Here is a 20616-nt window from a genome sequence, read left to right on the forward strand (position 1 = left end):
GCTGTCGATGTCACAGTTGTCTCCCACCGGTGACGGGAACGGCGGTCCCGGCCGGGACCGTGAGGGACTCGAGGAACGTGTCCACCGTCGACGCGAACGCCGCGGGCTGCTCGATCATCGGGAAGTGGCCGCACCCCTCGAACAGGCGCGCTTGGGCAGCCGGCAACGCGTCGGCGAGGACTCGGGCTTCAGCCGGAGGCGCCGTCCGGTCCTGGCACCCCGCGATCGTGGTGCAGGGCAGGCCGAGCAGTTCAGGTCGCAGCCAGGGCGTGCGCAGGTAGGAGTCGAGGAACCGCAGCCACCCGTAGGGGCCGACGCGCTCGCACACCAGGCGCGTCATCTCGGCGTGGATGCCCTCGTCGATCCGGCGTCCGGTGCGCGTCCGGATGCCTTCGCGCATCGCGAGCTCGAACTCGTGCACCAGCTTGCCGATGACCTCGAAGCGGAACTCCTCGCTCGTCCTGCGGTAGAACGGCGATACGAGCACCATGCCGCGCACCCCGTGCGCTTCCGCGACGTCAACGCCACCAGCCGCTTGACGGGTGAGCAGTTCCAGGGTCAGCACCGCTGAGAACGAGTGCGCCACGACGGCATCCACGCCACCGGGGACGGTGCCGAGCACGTCGGCGATCCAGTGCGCGGGATCGGGGTGATGGCTCCAGGCGGGCTCGCCGCCACCACGCCACGGCAGGTCCGCGGCCCACACTTCGACGTGTGGCGCGAACAAGGGCAGCACCGCGTCCCACACCGCCGAACTGCCGGCCATTCCGTGCAGCAACAGGATCCGCTGCGTGGCCACACCGGATGCCGCGCGCCGCCGCGTCGCGCTCGGCGACAGCTCGGACTCAGTCACCCGTGACCCCCGCGTACAACAGGACTCCTGCGGTGGCGTCGTCGGAGTCGTTCCCCGCCAACGCCATGACCGGCCCCTCACCGCCTTGGGCGAACCACGCCACTGCCGCGGCGCATTGCAGGACTCCGAGTGCTCCAGAGCACAATCCCCGTCGGCCGGAGATGTCGAGCCGCACGGCTCCGGCGAGTGCTTCGGGGCGTATTCCGGTGCCTTCCGGCGTGAACCAGACGTGGGGGGTGTCCCCCGAAGACAGCCGGTCGGCACACGCGGCCATGCCCGAGGTCCGGGCGTACCGGCCGACCTCGGCGTGCACCGTGACGCCGCGGCCCCTGGCGTGCTCCGGGTTCTCCAGGACGACCGCGGCGGCACCGTCGAGCACTCGCCCGGCATCGGTCAACTGGCGGACCACCTCGTTGTCCGGCTCGACCCCGAGCACGACGACGTACTCGGCCCGACCGCCTCTCAGCACCGTGCTCGCCCAGTGCACGGCGTCCAGCCCGGACGTCGCGCCGTTGCACACCATCAGGTTGGGTCCGCGCAGCCCGAACCGGATGGCCACCTCGGACGCCAGGATGTTGCTCGAAGCGTTCGGGGTGTCCATCGGGCTGGTCGCACGGGAACCCTCGTCGCCGATCGTCTGCGCGACCCGGCACACGGTGTCGATGTTGCCGAGGTTCGAGCTCACGACCACGGCGACCGAGTCCCCCGGCACGGTCAGCCGCTCACCGGGGTCGAGGTCGAGGTCCCACAGTCCGGCCGCGCGCAGCGCCTCGTCGGCAGCGCACAGCCCCAACTGGGTCGCACGGTCCTTGTAGCGCAGTCCCTTCCGGCCGAGCCGGGCGGCCGGGTCGACCGCGCTCGCACCGGCCGAGGCCGGTTCGAGCAGGTCCGCTGGCGACGCATCGCCCGGTACCGCCAGGCCGACGCCGGTGATCGCCGACTTCATCGTGCGGCCTCCACGATCGCGACCGCGTTGACGCCGCCGAAGCCGAACCCGTTCACCTGCGCCACGGACAGGGGTTCCGCGACCGCCGTGCCCAGCACCATCCGGTAGCCGGCGACCTCGTCGATCGGATCGTCGACCGCGGTGATCGGCGGCACCTTGCCGGTGGCGAGTGCGCGCAGCGCCACGATCAGGCTGAGCACGCCGGCCGAACCCGAGGTGTGCCCGGTCATCGATTTGATGCCGGTCAGCAGCGGCCCGCCCGCGTCGGCACCGAACACCTCGCCGAACGCACGCGCTTCCACCGCGTCGTTGAGCGGGGTCCCGGTTCCGTGCAGGAGGACCAGGTCGATGTCCCGTGGCCGCACTCCGGCCAGCTCGTGCGCCCGCCGCATCGCGGTGGTGATCCCGTCCAGGTCGGGCGCGGTGGGGTGGTGCGCGTCGCAGTTGATGCCGACCGACCGCAGTACGCCGTGGCGTCCCGTGTCCCTGCGCAACACGACCGCGGCTGCGCCATCACCCAGGATCGTTCCCCTGCGGTTGCGGTCGAAGGGCCGCACTCGATCCGGTGGTGACGGCTGGACCCGGTCGGCCAGCCCGTACATGCTCGTCGTGACGGAGTCGACACCGGCGACGATCACGGTGTCCGCCTCGTCCAGCCTGATCAGATCGGCGCCGAAGGCCAGGGCGTACAACGAGGCTGAGCACGCGTTGGCGAAGGTGTGGGTGTTGGCGGCGCCGAAGCGTTCTCGCAGCGCTGTGCCGAAGTGCAACCGGTCAGCCTGGAACTTCGCACCTTCCCGCCACCACAATTCGACCGAGCGCAGTTCGCGCAGCCCGGTGCCCACCAGGACCGGGATGTCGTCCAGCTGCTCGGGCAGGCCCGCGTCGGCGACGGCCTGACCGACCACGTCGAGCAGGAACGCCGTGGCCCGGCCGGGGACGTCGGCACCCGGCTCCGGGCGGTCGTCGATCTCGAACAGGTGGTCCGCGGAGAACCAGGACGGGTCGAAGCCGCGCATGACGTTCGGCGCACCCCGGCCGGCGCACAGGTTCTCGAACACCTCGGCGGCGCCGTGGCCGACACTGGCCATCGCGCCGATTCCGGCTATGCGCGGGCTCATCGGTCCTGCCCGGTGTACTTGCCGAGGATGACGACGGAGTTGTTGCCGCCGAAGGCGAGCCCGTTGTTCTGCACGATCCGCAGGTCCGCTTCGACCGCGTGGTTGGGCACGCAGTCGATCTCGCACTCCGGGTCCGTCTCGCGGTGGTTGATCGTCGGCGGGATGAAGCCGTGGGTGATCGCCAGCGAGCACGCGATCGCCGCCAGCGCGCTCGCGGCACCCATCGTGTGGCCCAGCATGGACTTCAGCGACACCGTCCGGGGCGGGGTGGCGCCGAACACGCTGCGGATCGCGCGGGTCTCCGTGATGTCGTTGGCCTTCGTCCCGGTGCCGTGCGCCGAGATCAGGTCGATCTCGTGCGGCTTCACGCCCGCGTTCTCCTGGGCCAGCGCCATGCAGCGGGCCACACTGTCCTGATTGGGCGCGACCTGGTGGTAGGCATCGCAGTTCAGTCCGTAGCCGAGCACCTCGGCGTAGATCCGGGCACCCCGTGCCAGTGCGGACTCCAGGCTTTCCAGCACCAGCACACCGGACCCCTCGCCGGTGAGGATTCCCTTGCGGTCGGCGTCGAACGGGCGGCAGACGTCCGGCGCGATCGTGCCGAGCCGGTAGAAGCCGGTGAAAGTCTTGCGGCAGACGGCATCCGCGCCACCGCACAGCGCGAAGTCGACCTCGCCGGTGCGGACCATGTCGAACCCGTAGCCGATCGAGTAGTTGCCCGCCGAGCAGGCCGTCGCGATCGTGCACGCCTCCACATCGGTCAGTCCGAGCTCCCGGGCGATGGCGACGGACAGCCGCTGCGCGTTGATCCGGCCCGTGACCACGGGTTCCATCGCCGCCGGTCCGCCGGAGAGCTCGCTCGCGACCAGCTGGTCCAGTTCGTACGACTCGCCGTCGGTCGTCCCGATGGAGATCAGTCCGCGTTGCCCGCGCAGCTCGTCCTCGGTGAGACCCGCGTCCTGAACGGCCATCCGCGCCGCCGCCGTGGCGAACCTGGTGGCACGCCCCAATTCCCGCACGGGGGTGTTGGTGATCCACTTCTCCGGCTCGAAGCCGGCCACCTCACAACCGTTGGCGTGCGCGAAACCCTCGGTGTCGAACATGGTGATCGGCTTCGCGCCGCTACGGCCGGCGCGCAGCCCTTCAGCGAACTCCTCGGCGCCGATACCGATGCTCGAGAAGACCCCGAAACCGGTCAGCACCACGCGTTTCGGTGCGGTGACCGCCGCGACGACGGGAGAAGCGATCGCCATGATGTCCCCTCAGCTAGCGCCGGTGCCTGGGCGGATCCCGATCCCGCGCCACGGTTCACCGGACCTGTCCCGACACCGGCCGACGGCGGCTCGTGCCGTCGAGGCCAAGGCTACGTATCCGGCGGCGGCGGGCCAGTGCGCTTCGACAATGTGGATGCGAGGTTGTTGCGCCTGCTGGGTTCTGCTAAACCTGCATTCGCCTGATGAGCGGTGTACTCAAGAACTTGAAGCCTGCTTGTGGCCCGGCGGCGAATTCCACTAGGACAGGTGGGGCAATCGCCGGTAGGAGCCGGGAACGCACGCATGAAGGAGTGGCCCGAGGTGACAACCGCCATCGACACCGCACGCATGGCTCGTATCAAGGAGATCGTCTGCGAGATCCTCGAACTGGAGGAGGACGAGGTCACGGCAACCAGCCTGTTCAGCGAGGACCACGACGCGGACTCCCTGCGGGCGATCGAGATCCTCGCCTCCCTGGAGAAGGCCTTCGGTGTGGTGATCAACCAGACCGAGCTGACCCGGATGGTCAACCTCGCCGGTGTCTACGAAGTGGTGACCGAAGCTGTCAACGCCCGCTGAGCGTCCGGCGTGACCGGCTGACCCGGACGGCAAACAGGTGCGGCCCCGAGGTGGTGGTTCACCTCGGGGCCGCACCGGTCTAGCGGGTCCGCTTCACTTGATCCCGGCCACCTGCGGCAGGGCAGCCGACGCGGCCACGGTCCGGTGCGAGACGTCCTTGATGTTGTCGAGCAACATCAGCACCGCGCGCACCGACGGCAATATCATTCTTCCCTCGGACGTCAGCTGTGCGCCCGTGGGATTGCGGACCAGCAGTTTCATCCGAAGTGCCTGCTCAAGGCACTTGATGTGGTAGCTGATCGCGGGCTGCGAGTAACCGAGCTTCTTCGCGGCCATGTCCATCCGCCCGATATCGGCGATCAGGACAAATGCCCTTAATTCACGCTCATGCATGACAGCCTCCCTGGCTTGGAACTACGCGCATTGGATCCGCCCCCTGGATAACGTGGATCCGCTGCCGCGACGGTCCTTTCCCTGACGCCATTCACGATGCGTCAACGACCTACAGTGGAATTCCTCGCCGACCCGCGCAGACCTTGGACGTGGGCCGTCATGTCCGTTCCGGCGTGCGATTCCCCACGATTCGCGCACCGGCAGGCCTCGTCGCGGCGCCGACGCGACCAGGTCCAGGTACTTCGGTCTTCCCTCCGTGCCCGGCGACTCCCGCCGCCGGTGTCCGGAACCACGTGTCACGCCATCGATCACCGGTCTTACCCGGTCATCGCCCCGGTCGTGCACGCGCCCGCGAACAAGACATTCCGCAACCCCCCGTTGAACCTGCGTGGATGGCCGAACGACTCAGCCCGGTGAGCTACTTCGAAATACTAAATTCGGCGGACGGACCGCCGCACGCAGAACTCTGCATCAGCACATCGATACGCACATGTCACCCCAGACCACCTGCTCCCGGATGCGATCAACCCAGTCTGCCCAGGCCCCCTAACAATCCCCTAATGGATCGATCATTGGTCCACGCTGAAGCGGTTCCAGGTTGCCGGCGGCGGGCCGCCAGGATGACGTCCAGTTCCCACGCGCGGCCGAAAACACCCAGCTCCTCGCCCGCGGCGTCGGCCAGCCGCCGCACCGCCACGGACGCGGCCACACCCCGGACGTGCAGCGCATCCATCGCCTTCCGGTGCTCGGCGTGCACGCCCGGCTCGGCACCGTCGACCGGCCGGAACGCCTCCCACGCCTGCTCCGTCAACTCGACCGACTCCTTGGTCTCGCCAAGCATCTCGTGGACCCGACCGAGCGATATCCGCAGATAGGCCGACGCGATCGGTTGATCAAGCCGGTCCAGGAGTTCGATCGCGCGGCGGCACGACTCGCCTCCCTGGTCGATCGCGCCCAGCTCGATCAACGCCGTGGACAGGCTGCTCAGCACGACCGCGTGCAAGTCGACCTCCTTGGACTGTTCCGCGAGTGTGACCGCACGGCGGAGTTCCAGGACCGCTTCGGCGGCGTCGCCGCGACTGGCCAGCACGTGACCGAGCTGCCGCAGTGCCCGGATCGTGGCGCGCGGCTCGTCCGTGCCGCGACCGGCCCGCACCGCCCTGCGCGCCAGCGTCTCCGCCGCTGCGAGATCACCTTGCTGCCCTCGGCAGAAGCTGAGCAACACCAGGCTGCTGGTCAGCGCCGGCATGTCGCAGGCCGCCTCGAACACGTCGCGACTCCGGGTGAGGACGTCGGCGGCGTCGGCGAACCGGCCGGCCCGCACCCAGACCTGGGCCAGGCTGAAGCCGGCCCGTGCCCTCGCCCACAGGTCGTCGCCACAGGCGGCGGCCACCGCGGAGGCCAGCTGCTCGATCTCCGCCATCCGGTGCCTGATCGACAGAAAGCCGCTCAACCGCTCGGTCGCGTCGAGCGCCTCGCGGTACCAGCCCAGCTCCGCGGCCTTCGGCAGCACAGCCATCAGGGTGTAGATCTCCGCGCTGTACCAGCGAAGTGGGTCCTGCCGGACGAAGTCGCACACGTCGGCGGGCAGGTCGACCTCCGGGCCGGCCGGCCGCGGCGCCAGCCAGCCCGGTGGCGGCGGCACGTGCTGGTGGGCGAGCCGGACAAGCGAGTGCAGCGAGCCGAACAACCGTCGGAACGCCGCGCGGGCGGGCGATGCGAGGTCGGTGACCGCCCCGTCGGTTCGGGACAGTTGTTCGAGGGCGAAGGCACGGACCACGTCGTGCATGGTGTACCGCTCGTACCGGCCGGCGACGGGCTCGATGAGGTGACTGGTCAGCAACTGGTGGATCACGCGGTCGGTCGACCGGTCCGGATCGACGTCACCGCCGAGCGCGGCCAGCGCCCAGGGGGCGAGGGTGTCGGTCGGGGACAGGGCGAACCGGCGGAACACGACCCGTTCGAGTTCACCGAGGCCGCCGTGGGAGACGGCCAGGCCGGCCCGGACGTCGAGCTCACCGATGGTCAGCTCGTCCAGCAGCTGGTGCTGGTCGCTCATCCGCGCGGCGAGCGCCGACATCGACCAGTGCGGGCGGGTCGCCAGCCGGGAGGCGACGACCCGGATGGCGAGCGGCAGGCGTCCGCACAGGTCGACCAGCTCCCGCGCGGATCCCGGTTCCCGGCCGACCCGCTCGGCACCCAGGATCGTGCCGAACAACGTCCACGCCTCGGCTTCGGTCAGCGGGCCGAGCTGGACGGCCGTCGCGGAGCTGAGCCCGGCGAGCATCCTGCGGCTCGACACCAGCACAGCGGTGCCGCCGGTGCCGGGCAACAACGGCCGCACCTGTTCCTCGTCCACCGCGTCGTCGAGCACGACCAGCACACGCCGGCCCGCGAGCCTGCTGCGGTATTCCGCAGCTCGTTGCCCGGGGTCGTCGGGGATCGTGGTATCGGGGACGCCGAGCGCGCGCAGCATCTCACCCAGGATCTCCCCCGTCGTCCTGACGCCTTCCGCGCCGCCGAGGTTCACGTACAGCTGCCCGTCGGGGAACTGGCTGGCCACCATATGTCCGATATGGACGACAAGCGCTGTTTTGCCGACGCCTGGCTGCCCGCTCACGCACACCGTCACGACCGAGCGGCTGTCGTCGAACAAGCCGGTCAGCCGTCGGATGACGCCGTCGCGGCCGACGAAGTCCGCCACCGCCATCGGCAGCTGGCGCGGCGGATCGGTCGTCGCCGCGCCGACGACCGGGCGCCGTGGCGGGTCACCGGCCAGGATCTGGCCCTGCAACACGGTCAGCTCGGGACCGGGCTCCAGGCCGAGTTCGTCCACGAGCGTGCGCCGGGCCTCGTCGTACACCGCCAAGGCCTCGGCCCGTTCGCCGGACGTCCACAGCGCACGCATCAGCAGCACCCGCAGCTGCTCCCGCAAGGGATAGCGGGCGACCAGCTCGCGCAGCTCCATGACCACGTCCCCGTGCCGGCCGAGTTCGATCTCCGCTGCCAGGCAGTCCTCGTGGACGGTGACCGCGGCGTGCGCCCAGCGCTGCGCCATTTCGTCCACCAGCGCACTGGACGCCGCCTGGCCACCGCCCAAAGAGCCGTCACCCGGCCAGAGCTTCAACGCGCTGCGCAGCAACAGGACCGCGGTTTCCTGATCCCCTTGCCGGGCAGCGGCCTGCCCCTCCGCGGCGAGCTGCTTGAACTCGACGAGGTCGCACTCGTGCGGTTCCAGGTCGAGCTGATACCCCTGCGAGGCCGAGCGAAGCCGGTGCTGACCACCCGGAGAGGCTTGCGCGAGCACACCTCGGAGCGCGGAGACGTAGTTGTGCAGGCTCGCGATGCTCGTCCGTGGTGGCATGTCGCCCCACAACGCCTGGACCAGCCTGTTCAAGGTGACGATCTGCCCCCTGCTGGCTGCGAGAACCAGCAGCAGCACCGTCATCTTGCCCCGGGCAACCCCGATCTCACGACCGTCGTCACCCAGCAGTCGCACCCGGCCGAAAACGTCGAGCCTCACGCCACCCCCAGCGCCATGAAGCGTCATATGCAATTCGTATCAATGCGCCACCGTAAACCCAAGTAAACCCTGCGTCAACTGTCGTAATGCCGGGAACATAATGAAATACCTTGGCCGCCGACACCTTACGCGCGAGGCACGTCAACAGGTCGGCGAAGTATGCACCGAGCGTAGTCTTCCGGCCGTGGGCCTACTCGCGGGTCGGAATCTCCGGCACACCGCAACCTCACCGATCACGACGGCCGTGATTGGCGCCCCAAAAGTGTATCCGGCGAGATCGCAGGCGTGATCCTCGTTTCCGGGCGCACGTCATCATCCAAAATGGACATCCGCGCGCACCGGGCGCGAACCTCGACCACCGACTCCGCAAGGTGACCTCCCGACTCTCGCCACCTGTGCCGTCGAACACGTACAGCCACCTGCACCGAGTCCAGCACGAGACCTCTCAGCAGCCAACGCGCACTTCACACCCACGAACGGCAGCCAACGCGCACTTCACACCCACGAACGATCGATCCGCGCGCGTCCCGCGTGGGCGCCGCCGCACGCCGGGCGCCCCGCCGCGACCACGTGCCCGCACCGCGACGAGCCCGTCCACCTCCACCTCCAGCGCCGGAGCGAGTACGCGCGAACCCCCGGTCACCTCGACTGCCTCGCGGGTGACCGGAGAGCGACCGCGACCCCACACACTCGACCACCCGCGAGGTACGTCCTCGCCAAGCAGCTTCGCATCCCCGAACTCTCCGAGGGCATCGACCGAGGATGCGCAGCGCAGGCGTCGGCGTACTCGTCCGGTTCAGGCGGCGGACGGGCCGCTCCTACCCATACCGGACAAACTGGTCACCAAGCACACCCGCACGGCGTCGCCACGACCGGCGGGCACCGTCGCGCGCACGACGTTCCCGCTGGTCGCCCCCGACAAACATCAGAACGCCTTTCACCCTGCCCGCCTCCCCGGCAAGCGAATCACGTCCGAATATCTTCACATTCACACTTCCGACCGAGGGGTCGATGAATAGAGCCCGCTTCGATCCAGGATTTGCAGGTCCGAGGAAGGCGACACGTCATGGGATTCGTCGACAACCCGTCGCGCAACACACGATCGACAACCGATCGGCTCGCCTGGGAGCAGGCATGCACCGGGTGGTCACAGCACGTGCTCCGCGGGGTTGCGCCCACGCGGCCTGCCGCCTTGTCGGCGGGACCCGTGCCCGATGCCACAGCTGATCGTCACGTTATGAGATCAGCGATTCCGCTGGTGTCCGGTGAACACCGGACACCAGCGGTTCCGCCCCCCCCTGGCCGGGTGCGGTGACCGGGTCACCGCGCTACAGCCTCGGGTCGACCGGCTCGGACTCCAGCGCGAGCACGGCGAACACGCACTCGTGCACCCGCCACAAGGGCTCGTCGCGGGCAACGCGCTCCAACGCCTCCAGGCCCAGCGCGTACTCGCGGATCGCGAGCGAGCGCTTCGCGCCGAGACCACGCTTGCGCAGGCGCTCCAGGTTCTCCGGCTCGGTGTAGTCCGGGCCGTAGATGATCCGCAGGTACTCGCGCCCGCGCACCTTCACGCCCGGCTGCACCAGGCCGCGCTCACCGCGCACCAGGTTGGCCAGCGGCTTGACGACCATGCCCTCGCCGCCGTCCGCCGTCAGGTCCTCCCACCAGCGGATGCCCGCCGCGACCTGCTCGTCGTCGGTGGTGTCGACCACCAGGTGCCGCGTGCGGGTGAACAGGTCGCCCTGGAGCCGCCCGAGCACGTCGAGGTGCCACCGGTGGTCGCGGTCGTGGAACGTCCGGCCGCGTGCGGCGAGCAGCTGGAACGGCGCGATCGTGACGCCCGCCAGCCCGTCGGTCGGCCGGCAGTACCGCCGGTAGGCGTCGCGGTAGCCGATCGCGTTCGCCAGCCTGCTTTCGGTGCGACGCAGGAGATCCGTGACGTCGATGCCACGCCCCGCGGTCTGCGCCAGCACGTCGACCGCCGGGCCGAGCGCACCCGTGGCCGCCGCGCCGACCGAGGCGTACTGCTCCTTGATCAGCCCGGCCGCCTTGGCGTTCCACGGCAGCAGCTCCGCGTCGAACAGCAGCCAGTCGGTGTCGAACTCCTCCCACAGACCGGCCTTGGTCACCTCCTCGCGGACGCGCGCCAGCAGTTCGTCGGCCAACGGCGCGTCGAAGAAGGCGCGGCCGGTGCGCGTGTGGATCACACCGCCGTCGTCCCTGCGCACCAGGACGACCGCGCGCGAGCCCATGTGCTTCTCCTCGCAGATCACCTCGCGCACGCCCACGTTCCGGTAGTCCGCGAAGGCGTCCTCCGGGTGCTCCAGCACGTCCTCACGCCGCGAGGTCGCCGTGGGCGCCATCGTCGGCGGCAGGTACAGCAGCGCGTGCGGGTCGATCGCGAAGCGGCTCATCACCTCCAGCGCGGACGCGGCCTGCTCGGGGCGCACGCCGATCCGGCCCCGGTGCGCCGTCTCCACGAACCGGTTGCCGGTGACGTCGGACAGGGCGAGCACGTCCGGCTCACGTTCCGCTTCCGGCACGACGAGCGGGCGCACCGGCTCGTACCAGGTCTCGTGCGCGTCGACCGAGACGACCTCGCGCTCCGGGTAGCGCATCGCGGTCAGCCTGCCGCCGAACACCACACCCGTGTCCAGGCACATGGTGTTGTTGACCCACTCCACCTCCGGCATCGGCGTGTGCCCGTAGAGGACGGTCGCCTTGCCCCGGTACTCGGTCGCCCACGGGTAGCGCACCGGCAGGCCGTACTCGTCGGTCTCGCCGGTGGTGTCGCCGTAGAGCGCGAAGCTGCGCACCCGCGCCGACGCGCGGCCGTGGAAGCGCTCCGGCAGGCCGGCGTGCGCGATCACCAGGTTGCCGGCGTCGAGCACGTAGTGCGCGATCAGGCCGTCGCAGAACCGCTCGACCCGCGCGCGGAACTCCTCCGGCTCGGCCGCGAGCTGCGCCAGCGACTCGGCCAGACCGTGCTTGACCTGCACGTTCCGGCCGCGCAGCGCGCGCACCAGCTTCTGCTCGTGGTTACCGCACACGGCGAACGCGTGCCCGGCCTCGACCATGCCCATGACGAGGCGCAGCACACCGGGCGTGTCGGGGCCGCGGTCGACGAGGTCGCCGACGAACGCCGCGCGCCGGCCCTCGGGCGGAACGGCGTCCACCGGACGTCCCTCCGCGTCGCGCACCAGCGCGTAGCCGAGCTTGACGAGCAGGTCCTCCAGCTCGGCGCGGCACCCGTGCACGTCGCCGATCACGTCGAACGGTCCGGTCTCGTGGCGCAGGTCGTTGAGCAGCTTCTCCGGCACGATGACCGCTTCGTCCACTTCGGACTGTGCGCGCAGCACGTGCACCCGCTTGAAGCCCTCCTTGCCGAGGAACCTCAACGACTTCCGCAACGCCATCCGGTGCCGCCGCACGACGTGCGCGCCGAAGTCGCGGTCCGGGCGGGTGGCGTTGCGCTCCAGGCAGACCTCCTCCGACGTGTCGAGCACGATGGCGACCGGCAGCACGTTGTGCTCGCGGGCCAGCTCGACCAGGTGCGCGCGGTCGGCCCGCTGCACGTTCGTCGCGTCGATCACGGTGGTCCGGCCCGCGTCCAACCGCTTGCCCGCCACGAAGTGCAGCACCTCGAACGCGGCGGCGGACGCCGACTGGTCGTTCTCGTCGTCGGCGACCAGCCCGCGGAAGTAGTCGCTGGACAGGACCTGGGTGGGTAGGAAGTGCTTGCGCGCGAACGTGGACTTGCCCGAGCCGGACGCGCCGACCAGGACCACCAGGCACAGGTCCGGGATCTTGAGCTCCATCAGTTGTCCTCCCCCGTGCGGTCCTGCTCGACCAGGCTGAACGCGGCGAGCTGCGTCGGCGCGCCGCGTTCGGCGTCCACCGGCCCGATCGGCAGGTGGGTCACGGTGTAGCCGTGCCTGGCCGCGACGCCCGTCGTCCACTCCTCGAACTCGGCCCTGGTCCACTCGAACCGGTGATCCGAGTGCCGGTGCTGCCCTGCCGGCAACGTCTCGAACAGCGCGTTGTACTCGACGTTCGGGGTGCTGACCAGGACCGTGCGCGGGCGCGCGACGACGAACACGGAGTGCTCCAACGCGGGCAGGCGGTCCGGGTCGAGGTGTTCCACGACCTCCATCAGCACGGCGGCGTCGTACCCCTTCAGCTCCGGGTCGGCGTAGGTCAGCGAGGACTGGCGCAGCGTGAGCCGATCGCGCTGTCGGTCCGACATCCTGTCCAGCCTGAGCTTCCGCGCGGCGATGGCGAGGGCGCGCGCGGACACGTCCACGCCCTGGACACCGGTGAACTCCGGGTGTTCGAGGAGAGCACGCAGCAACGCGCCGTCACCGCAGCCGAGGTCCAGGACCGTGCGCGCGCCGGCCTGCCTGAGCTGGTCGACGATCGCCTCCCGGCGCTGCACGGCCAGTGAGATCCTGGGTTCGGTGAGCGCGTTGTCCAGCTCCTCCGGCTCGACCTCCTCCACGTCGGCCAAGCGGGACAGCGCGGACTGCACCAGCGGGCGCCGGCGCATCAGGTACCGGGTGGTGATCAGCTCGCGGTCCGGGTGCGCACCGAGCCACCCCTCCCCCGCGCGCAGCAGCTTGTCGACCTCGTCTTCGGCGACCCAGTAGTGCTTGTTGCCGTCGAGGACGGGGAGCAGGACGTAGAGGTGCTTCAAGGCGTCGGACAGGGTGAGGGTGCCGGTGAGGGTCACGTCGGCGTACCGCGAGTCGTCGTCACCACCGTCGCCGTCGCCATCGCCACCGTTGCCGTCGCCGAGCGGGATGGGGGTGATGTGGGTGGTCCAGCCCAGCGGCGTGAAGAGGCGTTCCACCAGGCGGTGCGGCAGGACCGGGACGCGGACCGTCAACGGGATCGGTGTGGCGGCAACGTCCCCGCGCGACTTGCTGCGGCCGTTCATCGCGGTGCGGAAGACCGAGCCGAGGGCGACGGTCAGCAGCGATCCGGCGACGTACGGGCGGTCGTTGACGTATTGCGTCAGCGTGCTGCCCGGCCCGCGCACCAGGGCGACCGGGTCGACCTCCAGCAGGAGCGCCACCGTGCACTCCTCCTCGTCCGCCCGCGGGTAGAAGACGTGGGCGGTACCGGAGGACGTGGTGAACGACTGCGCGCGCTCGGGATGCTTGTGCAGGAGGTGGCTGAGGTCGGTGGCGGGGCGGTGGGTCGTGGTCAGGGTGAGCAGCACGCGGTCGAGTGTGGACGACCGCGTGCCGCTCCCGCTGCCGAATTACGGGTAGAGGTTCTGCACCGACGCGTAGTCGGACGCGGTGTGGCTCCGCAGCCGGCTCGTGTGGATGCCGGTGTCCGGGTTCTCACAGCTCGGGTCCGGGCAGAACATGAACGAGTTGATGCCGCCGATGATGCCGAGCCGCGTGGTCGAGTCGAAGGCCGCCAACCACGGGCCGCCGCTGGCGCCCGGACCCATCAGGCAGTCCGAGTAGTGGTAGCGGTTCTGCCACACCTGGACGGTGTCGACCAGGTCGGCGCACCGGACCTGGTACTCGCCGCCCAGGCCCACCCAGGTCGGTCGGGCCGGGTACCCGTACAGGTGCATCTCCACCTGCCACACGTTCTCGTAGCCGAACGAGATGCCGTTGGCGCCCGTCACGTCCTGGATCGGCACACCGTTGTTGAAGTGCGCCACGCCGAACGCCCAGTCGCAGGCGGTCTCCACGTCGGTGTAGCAGGACGACGTGAAGGCGGCGGCGAGCCACCACACACCCAGCGGCGCCGTGCCGTAGTCGTACCGCGGTACGAAGGCGACCGCGTCGATGCCCGGGGTGTCCAGGCAGTGGGCGGCCGTCATCACCGTGGACCTGTTGTTGGCCACCACGACCGCGGCCGAGCACAGGGACCTGACCGTGTCCCCTTCGAGCATGAACAGCTTGCCCACCGCGGACGACGGGGTCGTGCCGTCGTAGGTCAGCGCGGCGGGTCGGATGGTGCCGTCCGCCGTGGAGGCTGCCACGCCGGTTGCCGTGCCGACGACCGGCGGCACGGTGATCTCCACGCCCCTGTCGACGTCCACCCGCTCGTCGACCACACGCTCGTCGACCGCCTTGTCCGGCACCGGCCCTCGCGCCGGCACCTGCGCCGTCAGCGGCGGCTGGTCGAGCGATTCCAGGTACGCGATCTGGTCCTCGGTGCTCCAACTCCGGATCGAGGACTGGACGTGCGCGCCGCCGTGCGCCCTCGGCTCCCCGAACTCGATCTTCCGCGGCGCCTGCCACCCGCTCGGCGGCTGCACGCGCTCCCCGTTGACCACCAGGTCTTCCCGCACTTCACCCTGCCCGACCGCGACGCCACCGCTCACGGCGGCCGACATCGCCACCACCACCGCGGCAAGGCTCAAGGACAGCACTCTTCGACGCATTTCCGTCCCCCACAGGACATCGCCCCGACGCCCGTCGCCGGGTACGGCGCTGAATGCTTTCAGCGGCCTTGTCCCGCCGTGAACCTCCGCGGGACCGCAGAGCCGTTCCGCTGCCCGGCGCAGTGGGCTGGTGCGTTGGGACGGAAGCCGCGCAGGTCAATGGTGGGCCGGCGATATCCGGTGACAAGCGTCATATCGCACCTGCTCCGGCAACCTGCGAAATGGTTCGGCGCGATCGGGCAATTCGCTGATAAATTGGCGGATAACAGGAGACAATGAGAGGCCACACGGCACCGGAGTACCGCTGCACCGTTTGGCCCACAGTGGCACATCCGACCGTGGACTACCCTCGATCGTGCCTCGCCGCGCCGTTCGGCGCGGCATTGCACGTGCTGCACCGGCGACCGGAAGATATCCATGCGAATTTTAGTCCTGCACCGCGTTCCGGACACCCTGGTCCGGTATGCGGAGAGCATCGACCACCACGCGCACGAGGTCACCTACATCGGTGCGCCCGACCGCGTGGAGACGATGCCGGCCGACGTGCCGGCACGTCGTCTCAGCCGCCCCGGCACGGGGCCGGCGCACGAGGAGATCATCGCCGCGCTCGCCGGTGAACCCGCGCCCGACGTGGTGATCGCGCTGTCCGAGTACGACCTGCTGACGGCGGCCCGGGTGCGGCAAGCGCTCGGCGTTCCCGGTCCGGACGAGGCCGAGGTGCTGCCCTACCGGGACAAGGTGGCCATGAAGGCCGCCGTCGCCGCGCGGGGGTTGCGCGTGCCGTACTTCCTGGGGTTGACGGCCGCGCTGGCCGCCCCCGACGAGGTGCCGTGGTCGGGCGCGACCGTGCTCAAGCCGCTTTCCGGCGCGTCCAGCGAAGGCGTCACCCGCCACCCGAGCGTCAAGGGTGCGCTGGAAGCCGCGCGCGGCATGGGGGTCGACGCGGCCGAGTACGAGATCGAGGAGTTCGTCGAGGGTCCGATCATCCACGTGGACGGTCTGGTCGCCGACGGCGCGGCCGTCACCGTGATGGTGAGCCGGTACGTGAACACCTGCCTCGCCTACGCCGAAGGGGAACCGCTCGGCTCGGTGCAGATCGACACCGATCCCGACGTCGTGGACTGGGTGCTGCGCTGCCTCGCCGCGGTCAACATCGCCACCGGCCCGTTCCACCTGGAGGCCATCGAAGGGCCGGACGGCCTGGTGTTCCTGGAGGTCGGCGCGAGGTTCGGCGGCGCGGACGTGGTGGACACCTTCGAGTTGGCGACCGGCGTGCGACTCCCGTCGGCCCAGTTGCGGCTGCTGGTGGAAGGCGCGAGCGCCCACATCCCGCACCGCGTGCCGGCGCCGGACGCGAGGTACGGCTGGTTCGTCTGGCCCGGCCACCTGCTCGGCACGACGCACTGCCGCGTGTCCGGCACCGAGGAGTTCGCGGACCACCCGCTGGTGTGGCGCTGGGTGCAGCGCCCCGAGGACGAGCCGGTGTCGCAGACGATCACCTACGCCGACGCGCACGTTCCCCTGGCCGGCGTGACGGGTCCGGCGGGCAGCGACGACATGGCCCGGCTGATGGCCGAGATGTTCGCCGCGGTCAAGGTCGGGCCCGCCATGCCGGAGACCGAGGCGTGACGGCCACCGACTCGCCGTCCGCGCGCGGTCTGCGTGCCCGCGCACGGGCGTTGCTCCCCGAGGGGCGCGGCGCGCGCTGGCTGGTCGGCGCGTCGTTCATCGACTCGCTCGGCACCGGGCTGTTCATCGCGGGCTCGGCGCTGTTCTTCACCAAGGTGCTGGACCTGAGCACCGGCCAGGTCGGCATCGGCCTCACCATCTCGGGCATCGCGGGCCTGCTGGGCACGCCGATCATCGGTCGGCTCGCGGACCGGATCGGACCCAAGCGCGGCCTGGTCGCGTTGTACGGCTGGCGTGGCGCGTGCTTCGTGCTCTACCCGTTCGCCGACAACCCGGTCCTGTTCTACGTGGTCGCGTTCCTGGTCGGTTTCGCCGAGTGGAGCAGCGGGCCCATCACGCAGTCACTGGTCGGCACCATCTCCACCGGTGACCGCCGGGTGCGCACGATGGCGGTGATCGGCTCGGTCCGCAACGTGGGCTTCACCGGCGGCGCCCTCCTCGCCACGGCTGCCGTCGCCGCCGGGGATCCGCGCTTCTACACGGCCCTGGTCCTCGCCGACGCGCTGACGTTCTTCGCCGCGGCCGTCATGCTCGCGAGACTGCCGCTGGTCGGCGCCGCGCCGGTCGGCGAGGACGGGAAGACCCCCGCGACGGCCGCCGTCGCCAAGGTGCGCGACCTGAGGTTCCTCGTGCTCACCGGGCTCAACGGCATCCTGTACCTGCACTCGATCCTGCTGACCGTCGGCCTGCCGCTGTGGATCAGCACGCGGACGTCGACCCCGTTGGCGGTGGTCGGCGTGGTCGTCGTGGTCAACACGGTGATGGTGATCCTGCTCCAGGTGCCCTTGAGCCGCGGTGTCGAAGGTCTGCGCCCGTCGGCCCGCCGGCAGTTGTGGGCGGGGTGGCTCCTGGGCGCGTGCTGCGCGCTCGTCGCGTTCACCCCGAACGTCGGCGCGACGTGGGCGGTCGTGCTCGTGCTGGCCGCCGTGATCGCCATGACGCTGGGCGAGATCTGGCAGTCCATCGGCGCGTGGGGCATCTCCTACGCGCTGAGCCCGGAACACCGCCGGTCGACGTACCTCTCGGTGTACCACCTGGGCCTGACGGGGTCGAGCGTGGTGGGGCCCGCGCTGATCACCTTCGCCGTGATCGACGTGGGGCCGGTCGGCTGGCTCGGCCTCGGCGCCGCGTTCGTGCTGACGGGCTTCGCCGTGTCGCTGATCTCGCGACGTGCGGACGCGCCGGCGATGGCGCACAACTGACGGATCGTTTCGAGAACTGGGGGTAGGCGGCGTGCAGACGCTGTTGTTGGTGGGTGTCGGGCGCATGGGGCTGCCGTACCTGGCGGCCGGACGTGCGCTGGGCGCCAGGGTCGTGGCCGTGGAGACGGCGCAGAAGGCGGAGTCGATCGCGGGGCTCGTGGACCGCCTGATCGTCACCCGCGGCGCTTCCGACGAACTGTGGGCCGAGGGCGCGTTCGCCGCCGTGGCCGCCGAACGGCCGGACGGCGTGATCGCGTTCAGCGAGCCGCAGGTCCTCGCCGCGTCGATGGTCCAGGAGGAGCTGGGTGTTCCGGGTCCGTCGCTGCGGGCGGGCGTGATCTCGCGCAACAAGGCGCTCCAGCGCGGCCGGTTCGCGGCGGCGGGCATCGCCCAGCCGGACTACCTCGTCGTGGACGACCTGGCCGGCGCGTCCGAGTGGGCGCTGGAGCGGCTGCCGGTGGTGGTCAAGCCGCTGTCCATGGCGGGCAGCATGGGCGTCGAGCTGGTGCCGGACGCGGCGGCGTTCGCGGAGGTGGCGGCGCGGCGCGCGGGTGAGGGCCGGCTGCTGGTCGAGCGTGCGGTCGAAGGACCCGAGTACAGCTGGGAGGCGCTGGTCGTCGACGGCGCGGTGTGGTTCGCCAACGTCACCGCGAAGGAGACCACCGGCCCGCCGAACTTCATCGAGGTCGCGCACCGGTCGGCCGCCGACATCACCGACGACGTGCGGGCCGGGGTAGACCGGTTCGGCGCGGACGTGCTGGCGGCGACGGGGATGCGCAGCGGCCTGGTGCACCTGGAGTTCCGGCTCACCGACGCCGGTCCGGTGCTGATGGAGATCGCCGTCCGCACCCCCGGCGACCACCTGATGGAGCTGCTGGGCCTGACCTACGGCCTGGACTGGTTCGAGCTGGTGGCGCGCGTCGCGCTCGGCCGCGAGCTGCCGGCGGCCCCGAGCGGGCCGATCCGGTACGCGGCGAGCTACCTGCCGCTGGCCACGGCCGGCACGGTCACCGCGGTCCACGGCCTGGAAGCGGTGCGCGAGCACAAGGCCGTCGTGGAAGCGGGCCTCAGCGTGGCCGTCGACTCCGTGATCGAACCCGCGCGCTCGTCCAACCAGCGGGTCGGCCAGGTGCTGCTGGCCGCCGGCGACCGGGCCGAACTGGAGGCCGCGCTGGCCGAGGTCCGCCGGACCCTCGTGGTGGAGACGCGCTGACGTCCGGGTGCGCGGCGGTGCGTACCACCGCCGCGCACCCGACGGCCTACTCCGTCGGCGTCACCGTGAACAACTCGTCGGTGTGCCGCGCCGCCAGGTCGTCCACATAGGACCGGAACAGCTTGGCCTCGTCCTCGGTCGGCTCGGCCTTGAACACCTCCAGCACGCCTTCGCGCGCGAGGTAGGACGTGGTCGGGCGGGACGTGTCGCCGACCTTGGCGGTGATGTAGAGCCCCAGCTCGTCCCGGGACAACCCTTCCACCGGACGCACCTCGCTGATCGTGCCGGGGGGCGCGTTGAGGAACGCGGTGGCGCCGACACCGCGCGCGGTGCGCGGGAACTCCGGGAAACCGTCGAACGGCCGCAGGTAGGACGCGTAGTGCACGTCGTACGGGCTGTACCCGTACACGCGGTCGATCAGGTCCATGATCCCGTCGCCACCGGGCCGCGCCGCGACCTCGACCACGCTCAGCCGGTCACCGTTCACCAGCACCTCGACGTGCGCCAGGCCGCGGGTGATGTCCAGCGCCGCGCACGCGTCCAGGGCCACCTGCCGCAGCGCTTCGTCGTCGCTGTCCTGGCTGGGCACGAGCTGCCCGCGCTCGGTGAAGTACGGCGCGCCGGCCTTGGACTTGTCGGTCACCGCGAGCACCGCGCGGTGGTCGTCCCAGTTCGCCACCTCCACGGACACCTCGTGGGTGGCGTCCACGAACTCCTCGGCCTGGAAGCGGCCGTCGGAGAAGTCGTAGATCGGCGCGATCTCCAGCAGCGAGTCGCGGCAGTAGTCGAACGCGGCGGGCAGCTCGTCGGGGTGGTCGACCTTGATCGTGCCGACGTTGCCGGCGAAGTCGCGCGGCTTGAGCACGAGGGGGAACGTCAGCTCGGCCGCGCCGGACCGCAACTCGTCCAGGGTGGAGAACAACCGGTGCTTCGCGCACGGCACACCGGCGTTCTCGAACGCCACCTTCATGGTGTGCTTGTCCCGCGAACGGGCCAGCGCCTCGTCGGACAGCGTGCGCAGCCCGTAGTGCTTGGAGATGGCGACCGAGACGTGCACGCACATCTCGATGATCGGCGCCACGGCCTGGGGTCGCAGCCCGGTCCGCTGCTCGAACTCGCGAACCGCTTCCAGCGCCTCTTCCGCGTTGTAGTAATCCGCTTCGAGGACGTGGTCGAAGAACCGGTTCAGCTGACTGGCCGCGGGAGACGCGCTCATTCCCAGCACGGGCCCGGGGTAGGTGCGCAACGCGGAGACGATCGCGCGTTCGCGTAACAGGATGTCCGCACCGAGGACCAGGAGGTACCGGTCCCCGGTGGCTGCCGCCGCGGAATGGTGGAACATGCGTTTCCTCCGGTGCACAGGACGACCGGCTGCCTCCCTCGGTGAGAACGGGGGCGACAGCCGGTCGGCGTGGTGTCAGTAGCAGTGCTCGCC

General features: G+C 70.4%; 14 protein-coding genes. 4 read left to right on the forward strand and 10 right to left on the reverse strand.

Going from position 1 to position 20616, the window contains the following annotated elements:
• Positions 1–10: 10 nt before the first annotated feature.
• The 4 genes from OQ02_RS13100 to OQ02_RS13115 are packed head-to-tail and all read right to left on the reverse strand — an operon-like array spanning position 11 to position 4173.
• Positions 11–853 carry an alpha/beta fold hydrolase gene (locus tag OQ02_RS13100; protein ID WP_197043311.1) on the reverse strand — a complete coding sequence of 281 codons (843 nt, stop codon included), beginning with the start codon at positions 851–853 and terminating at the stop codon, positions 11–13.
• Positions 846–1799, reverse strand: a complete 954-nt coding sequence (locus tag OQ02_RS13105) for a beta-ketoacyl synthase N-terminal-like domain-containing protein (protein WP_033438639.1) — start codon at positions 1797–1799, stop codon at positions 846–848. The genes OQ02_RS13100 and OQ02_RS13105 overlap by 8 nt, the downstream gene beginning before the upstream one ends.
• On the reverse strand, positions 1796–2920 hold the full coding sequence (locus OQ02_RS13110) for a beta-ketoacyl-[acyl-carrier-protein] synthase family protein (protein ID WP_033438640.1): 1125 nt from the start codon (positions 2918–2920) through the stop codon (positions 1796–1798). Before OQ02_RS13110 ends, OQ02_RS13105 begins: the two co-directional genes overlap by 4 nt.
• A complete protein-coding gene (locus OQ02_RS13115) occupies positions 2917–4173 on the reverse strand; it encodes a beta-ketoacyl-[acyl-carrier-protein] synthase family protein (RefSeq protein WP_033438641.1) in 1257 nt (418 codons plus the stop codon). The genes OQ02_RS13110 and OQ02_RS13115 overlap by 4 nt, the downstream gene beginning before the upstream one ends.
• 321 nt (positions 4174–4494) lie before the next feature.
• Here OQ02_RS13115 and OQ02_RS13120 point away from each other — a divergent pair, with 321 nt between their 5' ends.
• Complete coding sequence (locus tag OQ02_RS13120) at positions 4495–4752, forward strand: acyl carrier protein (RefSeq protein ID WP_231499994.1); 258 nt, start codon at positions 4495–4497, stop codon at positions 4750–4752.
• A 93-nt stretch (positions 4753–4845) separates the two neighbouring features.
• On the opposite strand, the gene OQ02_RS13125 is transcribed toward OQ02_RS13120, so the two are convergent.
• The 5 genes from OQ02_RS13125 to OQ02_RS13145 all read right to left on the reverse strand — a co-directional run bounded on the left by OQ02_RS13125 (position 4846) and on the right by OQ02_RS13145 (position 15056).
• Positions 4846–5145 (reverse strand): helix-turn-helix domain-containing protein, encoded by a 300-nt coding sequence (locus OQ02_RS13125; protein ID WP_051772238.1) that lies wholly within the window; start codon positions 5143–5145, stop codon positions 4846–4848.
• Positions 5146–5668: 523 nt separating this feature from the next.
• Positions 5669–8668, reverse strand: coding sequence for an AfsR/SARP family transcriptional regulator (locus tag OQ02_RS13130; RefSeq protein WP_051772239.1), 3000 nt, complete (start codon positions 8666–8668; stop codon positions 5669–5671).
• 1328 nt (positions 8669–9996) lie between these two features.
• On the reverse strand, positions 9997–12486 hold the full coding sequence (locus OQ02_RS13135) for a polynucleotide kinase-phosphatase (RefSeq protein ID WP_033438642.1): 2490 nt from the start codon (positions 12484–12486) through the stop codon (positions 9997–9999).
• The gene (locus tag OQ02_RS13140; RefSeq protein WP_033438643.1) at positions 12486–13889 is read right to left on the reverse strand and encodes a 3' terminal RNA ribose 2'-O-methyltransferase Hen1; all 1404 of its coding nucleotides are present in this window, start codon (positions 13887–13889) and stop codon (positions 12486–12488) included. The genes OQ02_RS13135 and OQ02_RS13140 overlap by 1 nt, the downstream gene beginning before the upstream one ends.
• A gap of 42 nt (positions 13890–13931) precedes the next feature.
• The gene (locus tag OQ02_RS13145) at positions 13932–15056 is read right to left on the reverse strand and encodes a trypsin-like serine peptidase (protein ID WP_156077021.1); all 1125 of its coding nucleotides are present in this window, start codon (positions 15054–15056) and stop codon (positions 13932–13934) included.
• A 438-nt stretch (positions 15057–15494) separates the two neighbouring features.
• On the opposite strand from OQ02_RS13145, the gene OQ02_RS13150 reads away from it, so the two are divergent.
• From OQ02_RS13150 to OQ02_RS13160, 3 genes are read left to right on the forward strand one after another with little or no spacing between them, the layout of a single operon-like run.
• Entirely contained in the window at positions 15495–16706 is a 1212-nt protein-coding gene (locus OQ02_RS13150; protein WP_033438645.1) for an ATP-grasp domain-containing protein, read from the forward strand.
• The gene (locus OQ02_RS13155) at positions 16703–17968 is read left to right on the forward strand and encodes an MFS transporter (RefSeq protein ID WP_051772240.1); all 1266 of its coding nucleotides are present in this window, start codon (positions 16703–16705) and stop codon (positions 17966–17968) included. Before OQ02_RS13150 ends, OQ02_RS13155 begins: the two co-directional genes overlap by 4 nt.
• 31 nt (positions 17969–17999) lie before the next feature.
• A complete protein-coding gene (locus OQ02_RS13160; protein WP_197043312.1) occupies positions 18000–19181 on the forward strand; it encodes an ATP-grasp domain-containing protein in 1182 nt (393 codons plus the stop codon).
• Between the two features lie 46 nt (positions 19182–19227).
• Here OQ02_RS13160 and OQ02_RS13165 read toward each other — a convergent pair whose 3' ends face one another.
• Entirely contained in the window at positions 19228–20523 is a 1296-nt protein-coding gene (locus tag OQ02_RS13165; RefSeq protein ID WP_033438646.1) for an ATP-grasp domain-containing protein, read from the reverse strand.
• Positions 20524–20616 lie beyond the last annotated feature (93 nt).

This window comes from Saccharothrix sp. NRRL B-16314 (assembly GCF_000716595.1).
In the GTDB taxonomy this organism is placed as follows: domain Bacteria; phylum Actinomycetota; class Actinomycetes; order Mycobacteriales; family Pseudonocardiaceae; genus Actinosynnema.

Coding starts and splice junctions, on each gene's coding strand:
- OQ02_RS13135 (WP_033438642.1), bottom strand. CDS start 12,486: ATGGAGCTCAAGATCCCGGACCTGTGCCTGGTGGTCCTGGTCGGCGCG.
- OQ02_RS13115 (WP_033438641.1), bottom strand. CDS start 4,173: ATGGCGATCGCTTCTCCCGTCGTCGCGGCGGTCACCGCACCGAAACGC.
- OQ02_RS13165 (WP_033438646.1), bottom strand. CDS start 20,523: ATGTTCCACCATTCCGCGGCGGCAGCCACCGGGGACCGGTACCTCCTG.
- OQ02_RS13150 (WP_033438645.1), top strand. CDS start 15,495: ATGCGAATTTTAGTCCTGCACCGCGTTCCGGACACCCTGGTCCGGTAT.
- OQ02_RS13110 (WP_033438640.1), bottom strand. CDS start 2,920: ATGAGCCCGCGCATAGCCGGAATCGGCGCGATGGCCAGTGTCGGCCAC.
- OQ02_RS13105 (WP_033438639.1), bottom strand. CDS start 1,799: ATGAAGTCGGCGATCACCGGCGTCGGCCTGGCGGTACCGGGCGATGCG.
- OQ02_RS13125 (WP_051772238.1), bottom strand. CDS start 5,145: ATGCATGAGCGTGAATTAAGGGCATTTGTCCTGATCGCCGATATCGGG.